The sequence below is a fragment of the Acinetobacter sp. UBA5984 genome (assembly GCF_002429925.1).
Taxonomy (GTDB): domain Bacteria; phylum Pseudomonadota; class Gammaproteobacteria; order Pseudomonadales; family Moraxellaceae; genus Acinetobacter; species Acinetobacter variabilis.
The window spans coordinates 50,769-69,148 of record NZ_DJBE01000014.1; the positions used below are offsets into that span (position 1 = coordinate 50,769).

General features: G+C 41.7%; 20 protein-coding genes. 9 read left to right on the plus strand and 11 right to left on the minus strand.

The features are described 5' to 3' along the window. Positions 1 to 229: 229 nt before the first annotated feature. The gene (locus tag B3J29_RS02565; protein ID WP_286964298.1) at positions 230 to 1,021 is read left to right on the plus strand and encodes an RnfABCDGE type electron transport complex subunit B; all 792 of its coding nucleotides are present in this window, start codon (positions 230 to 232) and stop codon (positions 1,019 to 1,021) included. Positions 1,022 to 1,025: 4 nt separating this feature from the next. Further along, the gene (gene nth, locus B3J29_RS02570; RefSeq protein WP_286964300.1) at positions 1,026 to 1,739 is read left to right on the plus strand and encodes an endonuclease III; all 714 of its coding nucleotides are present in this window, start codon (positions 1,026 to 1,028) and stop codon (positions 1,737 to 1,739) included. A gap of 35 nt (positions 1,740 to 1,774) precedes the next feature. Here nth and B3J29_RS02575 read toward each other — a convergent pair whose 3' ends face one another. From B3J29_RS02575 to B3J29_RS02590, 4 genes are all read right to left on the minus strand, one after another. Next, the gene (locus B3J29_RS02575) at positions 1,775 to 1,984 is read right to left on the minus strand and encodes a hypothetical protein (protein WP_034170490.1); all 210 of its coding nucleotides are present in this window, start codon (positions 1,982 to 1,984) and stop codon (positions 1,775 to 1,777) included. Between the two features lie 82 nt (positions 1,985 to 2,066). Continuing rightward, positions 2,067 to 2,726, minus strand: a complete 660-nt coding sequence (gene adk / locus B3J29_RS02580; RefSeq protein WP_286964301.1) for an adenylate kinase — start codon at positions 2,724 to 2,726, stop codon at positions 2,067 to 2,069. 82 nt (positions 2,727 to 2,808) lie between these two features. Next, complete coding sequence (locus B3J29_RS02585) at positions 2,809 to 4,125, minus strand: hypothetical protein (protein ID WP_262737918.1); 1,317 nt, start codon at positions 4,123 to 4,125, stop codon at positions 2,809 to 2,811. A gap of 65 nt (positions 4,126 to 4,190) precedes the next feature. Then, positions 4,191 to 4,709, minus strand: a complete 519-nt coding sequence (locus B3J29_RS02590; RefSeq protein ID WP_286964302.1) for a hypothetical protein — start codon at positions 4,707 to 4,709, stop codon at positions 4,191 to 4,193. Positions 4,710 to 4,942: 233 nt separating this feature from the next. On the opposite strand from B3J29_RS02590, the gene mrdA reads away from it, so the two are divergent. Then, on the plus strand, positions 4,943 to 6,985 hold the full coding sequence (mrdA, locus tag B3J29_RS02595; protein WP_286964304.1) for a penicillin-binding protein 2: 2,043 nt from the start codon (positions 4,943 to 4,945) through the stop codon (positions 6,983 to 6,985). 3 nt (positions 6,986 to 6,988) lie between these two features. Further along, positions 6,989 to 7,546, plus strand: a complete 558-nt coding sequence (gene rsmD, locus B3J29_RS02600) for a 16S rRNA (guanine(966)-N(2))-methyltransferase RsmD (RefSeq protein WP_125278716.1) — start codon at positions 6,989 to 6,991, stop codon at positions 7,544 to 7,546. Positions 7,547 to 7,621: 75 nt separating this feature from the next. On the opposite strand, the gene B3J29_RS02605 is transcribed toward rsmD, so the two are convergent. Then, positions 7,622 to 7,828 (minus strand): hypothetical protein, encoded by a 207-nt coding sequence (locus B3J29_RS02605; protein ID WP_034703678.1) that lies wholly within the window; start codon positions 7,826 to 7,828, stop codon positions 7,622 to 7,624. Between the two features lie 244 nt (positions 7,829 to 8,072). Here B3J29_RS02605 and B3J29_RS02610 point away from each other — a divergent pair, with 244 nt between their 5' ends. The 3 genes from B3J29_RS02610 to B3J29_RS02620 all read left to right on the plus strand — a co-directional run bounded on the left by B3J29_RS02610 (position 8,073) and on the right by B3J29_RS02620 (position 10,127). Then, entirely contained in the window at positions 8,073 to 8,825 is a 753-nt protein-coding gene (locus B3J29_RS02610) for a sulfite exporter TauE/SafE family protein (protein WP_286964351.1), read from the plus strand. An 85-nt stretch (positions 8,826 to 8,910) separates the two neighbouring features. After that, a complete protein-coding gene (locus B3J29_RS02615; RefSeq protein ID WP_286964306.1) occupies positions 8,911 to 9,672 on the plus strand; it encodes a 3-oxoacyl-ACP reductase in 762 nt (253 codons plus the stop codon). Positions 9,673 to 9,803: 131 nt separating this feature from the next. Further along, positions 9,804 to 10,127 carry a hypothetical protein gene (locus tag B3J29_RS02620; protein WP_286964307.1) on the plus strand — a complete coding sequence of 108 codons (324 nt, stop codon included), beginning with the start codon at positions 9,804 to 9,806 and terminating at the stop codon, positions 10,125 to 10,127. A 64-nt stretch (positions 10,128 to 10,191) separates the two neighbouring features. Here the strand turns inward: B3J29_RS02620 and B3J29_RS02625 are convergent, their stop codons facing one another. Further along, positions 10,192 to 10,734, minus strand: a complete 543-nt coding sequence (locus B3J29_RS02625; protein ID WP_286964352.1) for a 1-acyl-sn-glycerol-3-phosphate acyltransferase — start codon at positions 10,732 to 10,734, stop codon at positions 10,192 to 10,194. 344 nt (positions 10,735 to 11,078) lie between these two features. On the opposite strand from B3J29_RS02625, the gene B3J29_RS02630 reads away from it, so the two are divergent. Further along, positions 11,079 to 12,263 carry a hypothetical protein gene (locus tag B3J29_RS02630; protein WP_286964308.1) on the plus strand — a complete coding sequence of 395 codons (1,185 nt, stop codon included), beginning with the start codon at positions 11,079 to 11,081 and terminating at the stop codon, positions 12,261 to 12,263. Positions 12,264 to 12,301: 38 nt separating this feature from the next. Here B3J29_RS02630 and B3J29_RS02635 read toward each other — a convergent pair whose 3' ends face one another. After that, positions 12,302 to 13,456: a helix-turn-helix transcriptional regulator gene (locus B3J29_RS02635; RefSeq protein ID WP_286964309.1), complete on the minus strand. Its 1,155-nt coding sequence runs from the start codon at positions 13,454 to 13,456 to the stop codon at positions 12,302 to 12,304. A gap of 230 nt (positions 13,457 to 13,686) precedes the next feature. Here B3J29_RS02635 and B3J29_RS02640 point away from each other — a divergent pair, with 230 nt between their 5' ends. Beyond that, the gene (locus B3J29_RS02640) at positions 13,687 to 14,193 is read left to right on the plus strand and encodes a copper resistance protein NlpE (protein ID WP_286964311.1); all 507 of its coding nucleotides are present in this window, start codon (positions 13,687 to 13,689) and stop codon (positions 14,191 to 14,193) included. A 70-nt stretch (positions 14,194 to 14,263) separates the two neighbouring features. Here B3J29_RS02640 and groL read toward each other — a convergent pair whose 3' ends face one another. The 4 genes from groL to B3J29_RS02660 all read right to left on the minus strand — a co-directional run bounded on the left by groL (position 14,264) and on the right by B3J29_RS02660 (position 18,132). Then, on the minus strand, positions 14,264 to 15,898 hold the full coding sequence (gene groL / locus B3J29_RS02645; protein WP_286964312.1) for a chaperonin GroEL: 1,635 nt from the start codon (positions 15,896 to 15,898) through the stop codon (positions 14,264 to 14,266). Between the two features lie 69 nt (positions 15,899 to 15,967). Further along, positions 15,968 to 16,258 (minus strand): co-chaperone GroES, encoded by a 291-nt coding sequence (locus B3J29_RS02650; protein WP_004646315.1) that lies wholly within the window; start codon positions 16,256 to 16,258, stop codon positions 15,968 to 15,970. Positions 16,259 to 16,436: 178 nt separating this feature from the next. Beyond that, positions 16,437 to 17,213 carry a metallophosphoesterase family protein gene (locus tag B3J29_RS02655; protein WP_286964313.1) on the minus strand — a complete coding sequence of 259 codons (777 nt, stop codon included), beginning with the start codon at positions 17,211 to 17,213 and terminating at the stop codon, positions 16,437 to 16,439. Further along, complete coding sequence (locus B3J29_RS02660) at positions 17,194 to 18,132, minus strand: diacylglycerol/lipid kinase family protein (RefSeq protein WP_286964314.1); 939 nt, start codon at positions 18,130 to 18,132, stop codon at positions 17,194 to 17,196. The genes B3J29_RS02655 and B3J29_RS02660 overlap by 20 nt, the downstream gene beginning before the upstream one ends. Positions 18,133 to 18,380 lie beyond the last annotated feature (248 nt).

Consider the following 18,380-nt stretch of genomic DNA (forward strand, 5'->3'; position numbering starts at 1 on the left):
TTTAAATTTAATTTGATAACAATTATTTATATTGATTATGAATATTTTTTCTGTGTGCTTAAATGCCAATTGAATCAATGCTTAATTGTTAATTTATGCCTGATAATAATGCACAAAGTGACCTTTAATCGTGCATAACTTATGTTCCTTAAAAACATGTTAAAATTGTTAAATTGACATATTTTGTTTCATTCACTCTAAGGCTCAGTCCGAGCAGCCTAGGTTATTCATGAATTCGCAGATCTCTCTAGTCCAGTCTATTGATGCTTTATTGCCCCAAACCCAGTGCGGTTTATGTGGTCATCGTGATGGCTGCTTGCCCTATGCTCAGTCCATTGCTGAGGGCGAAGATGCCAATAAATGTGTACCGGGTGGACAGCCCGTCGCTGATGCTCTGGCAGTATTGTTAAATCGTTCTAAACTACCCGCTGAAGAAAGTGTCTGGCCCATTCAGGCGGATGGTCGTCCTCAGCGCATGAAAGCCATCATCCGTGAAGATGAATGTATTGGCTGTACTAAATGCATTAGCGCTTGCCCGGTCGATGCGATTATTGGCTCAGGCAAATTAATGCATACCGTGCTCACTGACCTGTGTACCGGCTGTGAACTCTGCATTCCGCCTTGCCCGGTAGACTGTATTGATCTGGTCGAAGATCTTCAGCCTTTGCCAACTGAAGCTCAGCGTATTGCTGAACAGGATGACTTGCGCAAACGTTACTACGCGCATATTCAACGCGAAGAAAAACGTCGCATCGACCGTAAGGGACCTGTCGTTCGTGCCGAGATTAATACTGCCCTATTTGCCCAGTTCTCTGCTCAGGTCGATCAGGTTCCAGCCATTGAAATCGTGAAAAAACCAACCGATGAAGTGGTTACACTTGATGCCAAAACCACGATTGAGCTTGCTAAATTACGCACACAAATCAAAAAGTTAGAAAAACAGCTTTCTATTCGTGAGGATGCATGCAAACGCCTGCAACTTGAAGAACTGACGCAGCAATTACAGGCTTTACAGGGATAAGATCATGACAACAGTAACAGCTAAACCTGTAAAAAACATGACTAAAAAACAGATTCAAACTTTCTTTGAGCGCCTGCGTGAACAGCGTCCGAATCCGAAAACTGAACTGAACTATTCCAGCCCATTTGAATTACTGGTTGCGGTGACCCTGTCTGCCCAGGCTACGGATGTAAGCGTGAATAAAGCGACTGATAAACTGTTTCCTGTCGCCAATACACCGGAAGCGATTTATGCACTCGGTGTGGATGGGCTGAAGGAATATATTAAAACGATTGGCCTGTATAACTCCAAAGCTGTGAACGTCATTAAAGCTTGTGAAATGCTCATCAAGAAGCATAACAGCATGGTACCGGATAATCGTGCAGATTTGGAAGCTTTACCGGGTGTAGGCCGTAAAACCGCGAATGTGGTGCTGAATACCGCCTTTGGCCAGCCCACTATGGCTGTGGATACACATATCTTTCGTGTTGGTAACCGTACCGGGTTGGCAGTAGGTAAAAACGTGCTTGAGGTCGAGCATCGTCTGGTAAAAGTGATTCCAAAAGAATTTATTATTGATTCACATCACTGGCTGATTTTACATGGCCGCTATTGCTGCATCGCACGTAAACCAAAGTGTCACGAATGTGTAGTCGCCGATGTCTGTAACTGGCCGGACCGTTTTGAATTTGGCGCAGGTCGCGCTATTCCGGTGAAAAATATTGAAGCTGAACTTTAGGTTCAGCTTTTTTAATTTAAGTACTCGAAATTTTTTTATTTTTTATTTTGCTCAGCCTGTTCTTGCTTGCGCTTTTGCTCAAGCTCGGCCTGTAATTTAGGATGCAGCTGACGCTCAGGTACCTTACCCGCATTTTCAGCACGTTCTTCCTGACGTACTTTTTTCAGCATCTTGAAGCTGACATAGAACAGTGCAAACAGTACTGCCAGAAATACAATCATCAATCCCAATACAGCAAATTTCACGGCAGATCCTTTTGAACAACGCAATAAAAAGAGCCCTAATATGACTTAGGGCTCTTTGAAAGTCAAAATGATCGGAAACCGATTATTTTGCTTGATCCAGAATCGCGAACAGATCTTTTTGAACTTCTTCGATTGGACGTAGACCGTTTAACTTGTCATAAGTCGGTGCATTTTCGCCTGAAGCTGCACGGCCTTGATAGAAGCCAACCAGCTGTTCAGTTTCAGTGTGGTATGAACCTAAACGGCGACGAATAGTTTCTTCCTGGTCATCTGGACGTTGTACCAAATCTTCACCAGTTTCATCATCTTTACCTTCCACTTTTGGTGGGTTGTAAACGATGTGATAAACACGACCAGACGCCGGGTGTTGACGACGACCAGATAGACGTTGAACGATTTCTTCATCCGGCACATCAATTTCAATCACATGATCAATTGCAATGCCTTCTTTTTCCAGCGCTTCAGCTTGAGGAATCGTACGTGGGAAACCATCAAAGATGCAGCCATTTGCACAGTCAGGTTGTGCAATACGCTCTTTGACCAGACCAATGATCAATTCATCAGAAACCAAACCGCCATCGTCCATGACGCTTTTGGCTTGTAGACCTAATTCAGTTCCTTCACGAATTGCAGCACGGAGCATATCACCGGTTGAAATTTGTGGGATATTGTAGCGCTTACAGATCAACTGAGCTTGTGTACCTTTACCTGCTCCAGGTGGTCCGAGTAAGATAATGCGCATATATAAACATCCTCATTTTTTAACTATGTATAAGATACCCAGCTGCACACGACCAAAACGTGTGCTGCTCTTTGGCATCTAATTATAAGAAAGCCACAAACAAATGGATTAAACCCGCAACAAAACCGGTAACTCCCCCCAGGACAATCAAGATCCATTCATCTTCCTGAAAAGCAGGACGTAATAGATTCTGAAACTCGTTAGGCGTCAAATCACGTATGCGGTCTCTAAACATTTGGTAGATCTTCTGTGCACGGCTCGCATTAAACGCAGGGTCGCTTACAGGCACCATCGTAATTTCAATCGAGCGATCGATCAAGTCTGTCTTGAGTTTTGCATACTCTTTTGGCCCTAAAGACAACTGTAAAGAGGTCCGAACCAGCGGTGTTTCCATAATTTCGTTAATATGACGTTTGACAATACGGCGGGTTTTATCTTTTTTACCACCATACATCATTTCTGTCATGATCGATTTTAGCGTAATCAGATCTTCTGTGACCACACTTGCAAATACGTCAGAGACTTCCTCCTGACGTTTCATAAATGCGCCTTGTATGTTATAGGTGCCAATTCGAGGAATCACCGGCTTGATCCAAGGGAATCTATGATCGACTGTACGCTTAAAGAATTGCGGGTATTTAATATAATGCGGTTCTACCGGATTAAATACCATCCAGATCGCAATCCAGTTGGTCAGGAAGCCCCAGATAGCAGCCCAGAAAGGTACGGTCCAGTGCCATGGAACCACAAACCAGACCACCATCTGGAACAGGCCAAAGAACATCCCGATCAGGGCACTGATATGCCAGATAAAGTTAATTTCTTTCTGCCCGACTTTCAGGAACATGCGCACCATTAAACGGCGATCACCTTCCATTTGACTGACTACCATGTCACGCATATCGACCAGTGACTCGACGTTCATGGTCAGTTCAGTCACTAATTCTTTTAATACCTGTGGCAGCTGTTTATGGGCTTGGGCATAAATACGGCGCTTGATTGAATAAGGCAAGTTTTCCCATAGCACCGCATTACGGTCCATCATGACTTCATCAATCAGATGTTCGAGTTCAAAACCGACCTGTTCCCCGATAATACGTGCCATATCATCCGGATCCATTGCCTGCAAGAACTCTTGGATAGAACCCAATTTAGATAAGGTATTATCCGTGATAATTCCCGAGATTCTTCCAGCTTTACGCGGCACAATACCTTGCCAGCCAACAGGAAGTGGCCCGACATGAAAACCCCAAAAATTAATTGGATAAAACACCATTTTTAGCGCCATCCACACGTGAGCCCATGTTACGAATGCGGTCACCGGGATAATGCTGAGCACTGCCCAAAAATCTGGGCGATTCAAGAAGGCTTGCCACAATTCATTGACGTACTCAAGCATGCATAAATTCCATATTTAATTTTTTGTTCACAGAATACAGGTTTTAATAAAGTTGAATATTTTGTCTATAAACCGATACTTAAAGTATAGGAGAATTGTAGTCTGGGTTCAGTTTCGGCTACAACGCGACCATTACTGTCCTGTAATTTCTCCCCCGCCCCAATACCGATACTAAAACTACTGATCCGTTCTGAACTAAGCAAAACATAAGCCAGATCAATGCCCCCACCTAAACGGCTTTCGTATTTGCTCTCGACCTGTTTGCTATCGATATGACCGGCATAAGCCCCTACATAATAACCATTTTTGTCCTTGCCGGTGAGGTGTGCAGGATAACGAAAGCCGACTTGTGCTCCAACTGTACGATCATCGTTGAGAAAAGCACCACCTTTCACATAAGCAATCCCATAAGGATTCACCCATTCAGTGTTTAGATGGATAAGTTTCTGGGTAAATCCGACCCCAACATTAAATACTTTAGGCTCACGATCCTCAGTTCTGTTTGTCGTATTATTCACTTGATCATGTGCATATACCCCATTTGCAAAGAATGCAAATGCCAACAAAGGGTAAACTTTGTTCATTCCTTCACCATCTTCCTTAATTATAGTTTTTGGTAGAGTCCTATTTTTATTTAATTTTGACTTTATCAGAATTATTAAAACTCTTGTATACAGCACTTTACAATTTTCATGTCTGCAAAGTCAAAGTTTAAACACAGGAATTGCTACAGCCAGTTTTCATTATCAAATCCCGTACAGTTGCGCTAGAATACTCCACTTTGATTCCTTTCCCTCTGGTCTTAAGTCGATCGCGTATGAAGCAGCACTTTCCTTTAAAAAATGCACAACAAGAAAAGCGCATCTATAGCAGTCGGGTCTGGATCTCTGTCGGTATTGTGATTTTCTTTATGCTGCTGCTGATCAGCCGCTATGCCTATTTGCAAATTTTTAATTTTGAAACCTTCTCTACGGCTTCTGACCAGAACCGTATTCGCCTGCAGCCCTTAGCCCCAGCACGCGGTTATATTTACGATCGTAACGGTATTCTGCTTGCCGATAATTATCCTGTTTTCACGGCCACTTTAAGCCGCGCCGATGTACAAGATATTGATGATACGCTGAAACGTCTTACACCGATTCTGGAATTGACTGAAGAAGATATTGAACGTTTTCAGGCACGAGTCAAGACGGCGCGTAAAACTGAGCGGGTATCGATCAAGCTGAATCTGAATGAAAATGATATTGCCCGTTTTAGTGAAGTAAAATATCTATTTCCGGGCGTCAATATTGAAACCCAGATGACCCGTTACTATCCGCATGGTGAACTCTTTGCGCATGTGATTGGTTATGTCGGCCGTATTAATGACAAAGAACTTAAAGAAATTGATAAGGATCTCTATGCCGGGTCTAACCTGATCGGGAAAATCGGGGTAGAAAAATACTATGAAGATCTCTTACATGGTGTGCCGGGTAATGAATCTGTTGAGGCTGATGCTTTCGGTAATGTTCTGCGTCACTTAGGCCGTAAAGAGCCGGTACGCGGTAATGATCTGTATTTATCACTGGATTATGGTCTACAAACCATTGCCACTGAACAACTGGCCGGTCGTCGTGGTGCTATTGTCGCAATTGACCCACGTACAGGTGAAATTCTAGCGCTGGTTTCCAGTCCAAGTTTTAACCCTAATTTATTTGTCACCGGGATTAGTAGCAAAGATTATTCAGGTCTTCGTGACAGTTTAGATCAACCACTTTATAACCGTGCTGTTCAAGGGGCTTATCCTCCAGGTTCAACGATCAAACCGATGTTTGGTATGGGCGGTCTGCATTATGGACTGGTCGACTGGAGTACAGCGATTTCTGACCCGGGCTACTTTACCTTACCGGGCGATAGCCACCGCTTCCGTGACCATAAGAAAACTGGTCATGGTGCTGTGAATCTGCATAAAGCTCAAGTGGTGTCCTGCGACACCTATTTCTATGTCATGTCCTATCGGATGGGCATTGAAAAAATGAATAGCTGGATGCGCCAGTTCGGCTTTGGCGAAAAAACCGGTGTGGATTTACCAAGTGAAAGTTCAGGTCTTTACCCAAGTCCTGAATGGAAAATGCGTACCCGTAAATCCAAATGGTCACGTGGTGAAACCATTTCGGTGAGTATTGGTCAGGGTGCATTTACCGCCACACCATTACAGCTCGCTATGGCAACTGCTATTACAGCAAATCAAGGCTCACATGTTACGCCTCACGTACTGCGTGAAAGTAAAGGGGCAAAACCTTTCACCGTACATAATGCTACCAATGGTAAAATCGACTTTAATGGTCAACCAGATGACTGGATCAAAATGCGTGATGCGATGATCGATGTGGTTCAGTCAGGTACAGGTCGCGGAATCCGCACACCGATGTATCAAATCGCAGGTAAAACCGGTACGGCACAGGTGAAAAGTATTGCGCAAGGTAAGCGCTATAATGAAGCCCTGCTGACTGAACGCCAGCTGGATCATGGTCTGTTTGTTGGTTTTGCTCCTGCTGAAACCCCTGAAATTGCAGTAGTCGTTGTCTGGGAAAATGGTCGACATGGTGGTTCTGCTGCACAACTGGCTAAACCGTTATTTGATTACTGGTTACTGTCTCGCGATAAAAATCCGATTCACCCTGCCGGCCATCAAATCAGTGGCGGTCTTATGACAGCAGGTATTAAACCGGGTGAATTGCCAAGTGGACCAAATCTGTTAAGCGCAGATCCGAATGCGACCCCAACGCAAGAAGGCAGTCAGGCGACCCATGCACAGCCAAACAATCCGCAACCTGCAACTACTCGCTCTGCTCCTGCAGCCAATGACGATCAGGAATAATTCATGAAAAATCAACTTAGAATTATTGGCGGTGACTGGAAACGCCGTCAATTGGCTTTTGCCAGTATCGAAGGATTACGTCCCACACCTGACCGTGTGCGTGAAACTTTATTTAACTGGCTGATGTGGGATGTCCAGAATGCCTGTGTCTTGGATCTGTGTACCGGTTCGGGCGCTTTATCTTTTGAAGCATTATCACGTGGTGCGGCTTCGGTAGTGATGATTGAACCGGATCGTACTCAGGCACAGTTCCTCACCCAAAATCTGGAATTACTCAAAGTCACCAAAGCACGTGCACAACTTAAAATTGCGACAGCACAACAAGCATTAACCAGCCTGAAACAGCAGTTTGATCTGGTCTTTCTAGACCCTCCTTATAGTCTGGATCTATGGGAAACTCTGGCTGCTCAAGCTGATCCACTGATCAAAGAAGATGGTTTTATCTATGTAGAAGCCGATCGTGAACTGAGTACATTGAAGTTACCAAGTTCATGGCGTTTAGTTAAAAATACCAAAGCCGGTACAGTACGCGCAGGGCTGTATCAGAAAAAAGCGGCTTAAGACCTACTTATATTCAATGCCCAAATAAAAAAGGACTCCTTAAAGGGATCCTTTTTTATAAATGGAAGGTAACGATTAACGATTACGACGCCAGTCCCGATCGCCTCTATCACGTTTCCAGTCACGATGATCTTTATGTTTTTTCCAGTCCTTATCACCACGATCCCGATCATCATGTCCATTACGATCATGATGACCGCGATAACCTTCATCCCAAGGATCAACCACACAGCCTGTTAGCGCTACTGCCAATACAGATGACAGTAATATCATTTTTTTCATGTTCATCACCTCTATACCGCCCTCAATTAGTATCAAGTGATTTCATGAAGAGTACGCGAAGCCATTGTTGCACTCTTGTATGATTTTGTTCATTTTCCATACTTAATCAAAGGATTTGTCTCGGATTTAATAAAAATCATTTATGCATATTTACACTTAGATTTGCATAAATACAGCTAAGGATCTGCTTGGTTTTTCTGACCATATTTTGAATACTACAAACTTTTCCAATACCCTGATTTTTATGACGACCTGGCTACTCTTTATTCTTGGTGCAATTATCGCAGGATTTGTACAGGGACTTACCGGTTTTGCTTTTGCATTAATTGCCATGTCATTCTGTGTATGGGGATTGAGTCCTCAACTTGCTGCGCCTTTAGTGGTTTTTACCTCGGTGTGGAGTCACCTCATTTCATTATCTAATGAGCCTAAACTTCCTCACCTGCACCGAACCTTATATCTACCTTATTTAATTGCTGGTCTGATCGGTGTCCCACTCGGCACCTGGTTACTGAATATCGTTGAAGCGGGCACTTTTCGTATTTTGCTTGGTATATTTCTCGTGATCTGGTGTCCACTGATGTTACTTAATCCACAGGTTAAATTGATTCAGCATTCAGGTAACACTGCGGATGCAGGGATTGGTTTGGTTGGTGGCATTTTAGGAGGTTTAGGAGAATTCTGTGGTTCTGTACCATCTGCGTGGTTAATGCTAAAGCAGCTACCGAAAGAACAGCAGCGCTATATATTGCGTCATTTTAATTTTGCCATACAGGTGTTTACCTTAGCCGCCTATTTACTGCAAGGCACCTTAAATCAGACTCACCTCCCCTATATAGCGGTACTCATTCTGGCTGTAAGTATTCCCGCTATTTTAGGCGCACGTCTGTTTCATCGAATTTCAGAATTACGTTTTAAACAGATTGTCTTAGGCTTGCTCTTCAGCTCGGGCTGCTTTCTCCTGATCAAGGAAGGCATTGATTCATTTTCGCGATAGAGCAGCTCTAGAGCCTTACATCACTTTGCTTTCAGCCCTATTGCTGTTATGTTAGCCTGGATGATTCTCTAAGCGGATATAAGCGATGCAAATTCGTGATCAAATTGTACTTGTGACTGGTGGTGCTCGTGGACTGGGACTAGCTATTACACAGCTCCTGATACAGGAAGGTGCACGTGTGGTAGTAAATTACCATAGCAGCAAAACCCAAGCTGAAGCTTTACAAAATCAGTATCCTGATCAGGTCTTTGCCTATCAGGCAGATGTAACACAAGCTGACCAAGTAAAAGCTTTATTTGCTGCCAGCAAGGCCCATTTCGGAGAAGCCGTCCATTCCGTTATTAATAATGCGCTGGTGCAGTTTGAGTTTAATGGTGATGAGCGACCTAAAGTTGAAGATCTGACCTGGGAAAGTATGTCCCGTCAGTTTAGTGGAGCAGTTCAGGCCTGTTTAAATACAACACAAGCTGCATTAGAAGATATGAAACAGGCACATTTTGGTCGTATCGTGAATATTGGGACTAACCTGGTTCAAAACCCTGTCGTTCCTTATCATGATTATACGACTGCGAAAGCGGCGCTATTGGCCTTTACCCGAACTACTGCGCAAGATCTTGGTCAGTATGGGATTAACGTGAACATGCTTTCAGGCGGATTACTGCAAACCACGGATGCAAGTAAAGCAACACCTGACTTTGTCTTTGACCTGATTGCTCAGTCCACTCCTCTGCGCCGCGTGATTACACCTGAGGAATTTGCGTCTGCTATTCTGATGTTCCTGTCACCTTATTCACGTGCAGTGACAGGTCAAAACCTGATTGTCGATGGCGGACTGGTTAAAGGTTAAAGATCGCCAAGGAAGAATGAGATTCTAAATTTTATTCTTCTATTTTTTGACCAGTTGTTGAATAAAACTACTTTTGCATAGCGCATTTACTTCTACAATAGTGCGCTCCCCATCAAAGTTCATCTTTTTCTATGAAACTCCTAACGGCATTGCTCAGTAGCATATTACTGGCAGGTTGTATGTCCAATGATCTTAAAAAGTCAGAACAGCTTCTGCAAAACTTCAATTGTGCCAAGATTGATACAGCGCAAATGCCACACAGTAGTATGACGGATTATTATCAACACATGCTGTACAGCAGCAAAACCAAGGTCGAGTCTTATATTGAGCAATATCATCAAGGTGAAGAGCTTTTTGACCTGCCTTTATATGAAGTGGTAGAACAGCAATACAATCTTTATAAAGATGCCTGCCAGAATCTGGGGGGAATTTTATCTGAAGAGAATCAAAATTAAATTCGGTATTTATATATCGTACAGAAAAGCAGAGTTCATCCCTCTGCTTTTCTTTTTCCTAAAATCAAAAATAGCGCTGATCAATACTGAATTTTTCAGGAAATTTAGGTTCAATATTGGCATAGAACGCCATAATCTCAGCCATATCCTGTTCATAATTTCCTGTTGGATAAATGATTTTACCTACACCCGCTTCTTTTTTTGCATAATCCATATAAGCCAGCGCAATCGGCACACCCGCATTGATCGCCACGTGATAAAAACCGGTTTTCCATTGTTCCTGACGGGCGCGTGTGCCTTCCGGTGTAACCAGCATCACTAGTTTAGGATGCTGTTTAAATAGATCTGTCATAACTTGAACCATGCTTGGACGTGGCTCACCCGGTTGTTTGGGACGACGGTCAATACCAATTCCACCCATTGCACGTACAAAAGGCCCAAATGGAAATTTCATATAGCTGTCTTTAATGGTCAGACGCACATTCACTTTTAAAGCCTTCAAGGCCAAACGTGCATATAGTGCATCCCAGTTACTGGTATGTGGCGCTGCAATCATCACAGATTGATCAAGGTCTTCGGGCCATTGGTCATCGGTTTTCCAGCCCATTAAATTTAAAGTTTTCTCAGCTAAATTTTCAAACACAGCTACATCACAATCATTCTCAAAATTTCGCCACAGTCTAACAATGCAGCAGAATATAGATAGTACATACTGATCAATAAAGCACCAATTAATATATATGTATTTTTAAAACTGTAGGAAGAATTTTCAATTTATTGTTATTTGAATATTTCTTCTTTCACTTCCTATTGAAAGCTCACTCTTTTAAGCAAATAGTGAGTTCAATTTATTTTACTGATTTATATATTTTTCCATCCTAATTTTAGAATATGTCGATTTTAGCTTTCTTTCTATACTTCACTGACATAATAAATTTCAGGAAGACTTTCATGAAAAAGACTTTAATTTGTCTTGCCTTAGCGGGGTTACTTACAGCATGTGGCAGTTCAGATAATGATCGTATAGAGGGTTCATCACCTGTTCCACCTACAGCTCCGGTCGGGACCGAAACTGGTGTACTGACAGATGGAATTATCTCAGGGGTAACATATATCACCAGTAGTGGTGCTGAAGGGGTTACTAATGAAAAAGGTGAATTTAAATTTAATGACGGAGAAAAGGTTAAATTCCTGATTGGTGACGTACAACTAGGTCAAGAAATTGAAGCTAAAGAACGTGTTACGCCTTTAGATTTACCACAAACTGAAATTGCACGTACTAACCTGATGGTGCTTTTACAGTCTTTAGATACAGATAGTAATCATGACAATGGGATTAGTATCAGTACTGAAGCTGCTAATGCCCTTCTTAATAAAAGTTTAGATTTTTCTAAGGCCCCTACAGCATTTGCTACAGACGTGGTATCAACAGGCGTAGTTACCACAGAAAAATTGATTACACCTGAAAAAGCTGCAGAAAACTTCCAGTCAACTTTCTATAAAGATATTGCCGGTACTTGGGAAATTGGCCGTAATGCAAACAGCGCTGTTCTAATCCATATTTTAGAAGATGGTCGTTATGCCTTAGGTCAAGCAGAAGCTACTGACGGTGATGGAACGCCTGGCATTGAAACTGGAGAGTTAAACTGGAACGCAACTACAAGCGTGATTTCATCGCGCATTATTCAAGACAGTAATGGTGAATGGGGACTCTCACATCCTGCAGGAGGCAAACCTTATACGTTAAACTATGATGGAACGACCTTAATTCTGACAGAACCGGGGATCAATACCGAATACCGTTTAAGCCGCGTCAAACAGTCTGCTAATGGTCTGGTAGGTGCATGGAGATTTAGTGACACCCATTTATTTGCCTTCTTTGACACAAACTATTATTTCTTCCTGGACACTGAAGGTGGAGATGATTGTGGCTGGTCTGGGATTGAATATGGCAAATTTACTCTTTCAGGTAATACACTCACAACCACTGAAGTTTTATTCGATACTAATGAATGTGGCAGATTACAAGACAGTTCCGATGGCAGCAAGACCATTGCAAACGTTAATGTATCGGCTGAAACTCTGATCTTGCATCCACAAGGTGAAGGTCCTGTAACATTACAGCGCGTTAGATAATGAGCACTGCCTACCTAAAGAATTATCTTTAGGTAGGTTTAATTAATATGTTCAAAATGAATCGTACATCCCATCAATAAGTGCATTAGCTCAATTTGTGAAGTGCAGTCAGTTTTTTCATAAATATTCTTAAAATAAGTTCGTACTGAACTTAAAGTGATCCCACATTTCGCTACAATTTCTTCTAATTTATAGCCATTGATTAAAAGCTCACACAAATCAAATTCACGTTTCGACAGTTGATATGCTTGCTGCAAATAAGCTCTGGATAATGAATAATGCCTGTTTTTGTCTGTCATAAATACAGCAATCTGATGCTGAGCTTCAGAAAATTGCTGCATCTTTTTTAATCTTTTAAAAGGCACAACAGTGAGCATCAATTGCTGTCCTTTAGAATCCTGCACAGCCAAGACCCCACCTATTTCACTCGACATATTGGTATCTTCCAGCAAAGCACTGGATAGCAATCCGTCCAGACGTTCCTGATCACCTACCGGTGTTTTCAGCCGGTTATGCATATCCATTTCCAAACACGTTGAAGCTTCAATCATGCTTTGTGCCAGTGGATTTGAATAAGATAACTTGAGATCCTGATCCAGCAAAATAATACCGATTTTTAAACAGTCCAATACGGTATATAAGCTGATATTGTCTTGTTGTACCAAACTGATTTGCCGATGAATCTGTAAAGAGCGACGCAAATGTATGCCGATCCGTTTGAGAAAATTCAGTTCAGCTGCTTCAAAACCTTGAGTGTGTGGAGCACGATGTAGTCCCATGACTGCCCAGCGATGGTTTCCTCTGTCCAGCAATACTCCCGCCATATACCCTATCCCTGTAGGCTTAAGGCATTTTTCATAAAAAATATACTGTTCTGTTCCAGGTTGATCCGCATAATGACGGGAGTCCTGATTAAGTTCCTCCCCCATATCAATTTCATTCCATAGAGGCATGTGCAGCTTCATGTCAATGACCCGAATCCGTTCCTCCTGATAAGTAGCCAGACTTTCTTCCGGGATATTGTAAGTATAAACAAAGTCATAGGCTGGATTGAATTGATCAAGGCCGGTAAAAATTGCACTATGACTCTGGGTATATTGCACAATATCCTGAATGACCTCCAGCCATAAAGCAGGCAATAAAGCAGCATCATAAATTTTCGCGATGATATTATTTTCCTGTTCTGCTTTCATGACCGATCTTTTTAATAATTATTTCTATCAAATCATAACCTTAAGGTTTATAAAATAAAACTAAAGAAAACCAATCGCTTATTTTGTATTTTAATTATCTTAGTTTCTCATCTACATATATTTAATCCGTTTCACTTAACGAATCAATTTTTAACAAGATCTCTCTGTATATTGATAGCTCATACTTCTAATGTAAATCCTAGAACAGAAGAACAAGAGGATGATCTTCAATGAAAAAAATACTATGGCCTGCTTTACTGGTAGTAACGGTTACTAGTTTAAGTGCATGTTCTAAACAGAATGACCGCGATATAGCAGGCGCAGATTCTCAATCTAATACCACAAATGCTCCTGTTACTACAGAGACTATAAATAGTCAAAGCAATATGAGTACCGAGATGACCAGTAAAGCTACTGTTAACTCAAACTGGGTAGGTGAATATGAAGGTGTTTTCCCATGTGCTGACTGCGAAGGGATTAAAGTTGAACTAGATCTTAATCCTGATAAAACTTATGAATTGAGTGAGGAATATTTAGGTAAAACTGGAAACAATGAAGCTGAAACCAAAGGTAGCTTCACTTTCGATCCTCAACAACCTTCTATTATCGTCCTAGATGGAAAAGCTGAAAACCGGAAGTTTTATGTAGGTGATAATTTCGTTGAAGCTCGTGATATAGAAACAGGTAAGGAAATACAGAGTAATCTGAATTATAAATTAATTAAAAAATCACCTTAATCATTTTATAACTTAATAAAAAATCCCCGCAAAAGCGGGGATTTTTTACATCATATGATCGAACGATGAATTACATCATACCGCCCATACCACCCATGCCGCCCATATCAGGCATAGCTGGTTTTTCTTCTGGAATTTCAGTAATCATACATTCTGTTGTTAACATCAAGCCAGCAACAGAAGCTGCATGCTCAAGTGCAGAACGAGTTACTTTCGCAGGGTCAAGAATACCCATTTCCAGCATATCGCCATATTCACCTGTCGCTGCGTTATAACCATAGTTACCTTCACCGTTCTTCACTGCATTAATCACAACTGAAGGCTCATCACCAGCATTAGATACGATTTGACGAAGTGGCGCTTCAATTGCACGACGAAGAATGCTGATACCTACGTTCTGGTCATCATTTGCACCCTTCACACCATCAAGTGCAGCTGCAGCACGTACCAGTGCAACACCACCACCCGCAACAACACCTTCTTCAACCGCTGCGCGAGTTGCGTGAAGTGCATCGTCTACACGGTCTTTCTTCTCTTTCATTTCAACTTCAGTTGCAGCACCGATTTTGATAACAGCAACACCGCCAGCCAATTTAGCTACGCGTTCTTGAAGTTTTTCTTTGTCGTATTCAGAAGTAGATTCTTCGATTTGTGCACGGATCTGTTGAACACGGTCAGAGATCTGAGCTGCATTACCAGCGCCATCCACAATCACTGTGTTTTCTTTAGAAACTGTTACTTTGTGCGCAGTACCCAGGTGTTCAAGAGTCGTTTGGTCTAACTGCATACCGATTTCTTCAGAAATCACAGTACCGCCAGTCAGGATCGCGATGTCTTGCAGCATTGCTTTACGACGGTCACCGAAGCCAGGCGCTTTAACAGCACATACTTTAATGATACCGCGCATGTTGTTAACAACCAGAGTTGCAAGCGCTTCGCCTTCAACATCTTCAGCAATGATCAGAAGTGGTTTGCCAGTTTTCGCAACAGCTTCCAATACAGTGATCAATTCACGGATGTTACTGATTTTCTTGTCAACCAATAGGATGTATGGGTTTTCAAGTTCAGCAGTTAGCGTGTCTTGTTTGTTTGCGAAGTATGGAGAGATATAACCACGGTCAAACTGCATACCCTCTACAACGTCAAGTGCATCTTCGAAGCCTGAACCCTCTTCAACAGTGATCACACCCTCTTTACCTACTTTTTCCATTGCTTGCGCAATCAGTTTACCAACAGTAGTGTCAGAGTTAGCAGAGATCGAACCTACTTGCTCAATTGCTTTAGAATCAGAAGCAGGCTGAGCAGTCGCCTTGATTTCAGCAACTAAAGTTTTCACTGCGATATCGATACCACGTTTCAGATCCATTGGGTTCATACCCGCAGTTACTGACTTGATACCTTCATTTAAGATTGCTTGAGCAAGAACAGTCGCAGTTGTTGTACCGTCACCAGCAATGTCATTGGTTTTTGAAGATACTTCGCGAACCAGTTGCGCACCCATGTTTTCGAATTTGTCTTTCAGGGTGATTTCTTTCGCAACAGATACACCATCTTTAGTGATGTGCGGTGCACCGAAAGAACGGTCGATTACAACATTACGGCCTTTAGGACCTAAAGTCACTTTCACCGCATCTGCAAGGATGTTTACACCAGCGATCATTTTTGAACGAGCTGAATCACCAAATTTTACGTCTTTAGCTGACATATTTGACTCCGAATATTGTTGTATCTTTACAAAATCTGAATTGGAATGAGTAAAACGATCTGGCGCAGATTAAGCTTCTAATACTGCCAGAATGTCAGACTCTTTCATGATTAAAAGTTCTTCGCCGTTTACTTTGACAGTTGTACCTGCATAAGTACCGAACAATACTTTGTCGCCAACTTTTACGTCTAACGCGCGTACGCCATTGTCAGTGATTTGACCATTACCAACTGCAATGATTTCACCTTGTGCAGGTTTTTCAGCAGCAGAACCTGGAAGTAAGATGCCCCCAGCTGTTTTTGTTTCTTCTTCAACACGACGAATAACAACGCGGTCATGTAATGGACGAATGTTGCTCATAAATAACTCCATCAGACTAAGTCTTTTTTAGATCACCGATGACGACTTATTTATTCCATTGGTCATCATCAAAATTTTTTGATGTCCTTTTTATGGAGATGGAATAAAACGCTTCAAGGGCAAAAATGAAAAAAAATTGGTTTTTTTTTGATTTTTTGATGGATTGCGTATTTTTTGTCTATTTATTTATGGGATCAGGCTGTGGAACAAAGGTTTTTAACTGTTCATCAAAACAATATTGCGTAATTTTTCCTGTTGCATCAATTGCATTAAAGCTATTCGGCTGATTCTTATGTAGTCGATGCGAGGCAGAAGTCCCGGCATGTACATCATAAACCGGATGATCTCCTCCCAATTCGAATATACGGTTCAAATCATAGACTGCGGTACGATGCAAATGCCCATGCAATACAGCAAACAGACCATGCTGCGACCAGGACTCCAGTGCAATTTTGGCCATTAGGGGAATATCCTTAAAACCCCGCCTATTCTGAAATGGCACATAAAAAGGTTGATGACTGACAATAATCCTGATTTTGGAAGCAGGCGCCTGCTGTAGTTTCAGGTCAATCCTTTGAATCTGCTCAAGTGATAAATGGCCTTTAGTATGATATCGACGTCTAATCGAATTTACCCCGATCAGATAAAAATGTTCGGTTTCTAAAACAGGCTCAAGTTCACCAAAAAATAATTGATAACGGGTAAATGGAGTAAATAACCGATTCCATAAATGATAAAGCGGAATGTCATGATTCCCCGGGATCACCAGATAAGGCGTATTTAACTGATCCAGAAACCGTTTACAGGCAAAAAATTGTCCCAAACGTGCTCGCTGGGTGAGATCGCCGCTGACTACCACCGCTTCCAATGGATGATCCCGACAAAATTGCTGGATGGCCTCCAAACATTCAGGTTTTTCTGTACCAAAATGTAGATCAGAGAGATGCAGAATCATGCGGCACCATTACACTTAAACTATTTTTTAAAACTGAAATATTTAACGGTGGTGTCATTTCTACCGTTTCCCCATCTATGGCAACCATTAATTTTTTGCGTTTAGACTCAATTCGCACCTGATCTGCGGAAAAGCTATAGACATCGGAGGCTTCATCAATTTTGCCCCGAATTAACTGATATACCAGCTTAAATAACGTCAGCTTGTCACTTTTTGAAACCACAACCCCAGCCACCTTCCCTTGCTCAGCAGCTTGGGCAATCCGCATTTTCATATCAGCCAATTGAAGTGGATTATTGCCAAAGAAAATCAGTGGAGTTTTGACCGGATATTTCTTCTGATCTACCCAGATTTCCAGTTTTAATTCTTTACGGTCACGAATCAAAACATCGAGTGCTGAGGTATAGGCATGTAAAGGGAAACGGCCAAATATGCGATTATAGTGTTCACGTTTTTTAATAAATAAGGGATATAAGCCCAGACTAGCATTGTTCAGGTAGATTTCCTGATTGATGAGTGCCACATGGATACGTTTGGTTTGACCCGTTGCAATGACTTGTGCGGCTTCAACCAAATCTAAGGGAATATCCAGCAATCTTGCCGCATAGTTAAAAGTACCTAGAGGCAATATTCCGACTGGAATATCAGTTTCAAGCAGGTGTTTGGCGACTGAATTGAGCGTTCCATCTCCTCCTGCTGCTACGACCACACCATGATCCGGCGATTGTTGATGCCGTTGCAGCACTTCAGCAATGACTTTTTTGAACTGTTCTGGATCGTTGATTTCAAAGGCTTTAGTCTCAAAATCATGCGCTGCAAAAATATCTAGTAATTGCTCATATTTTTCTTGTTGGTCGAATAGACGGAAACCAGAATTATGATTATAAATAATGGATAAGGGTTTAGATTGATTAGACATTTTTTACACAGATTGATGCACACCTATTGGCATTTTGTCCAATTCATAAACAATTAACAGTTGCTTTATGTAAAATTCGAATGGCGACCATTTATTTAATCAATAACAAATATAACTGATCAATTTTAATTAAATATTTGATTCAAATATAAATAATTAAAATAAATACCATACATAAAGATAATAAATACATATTTAAGATTTTGATTCTATTTATATCTTATTGTTTTATATAAATTTAAACAGAA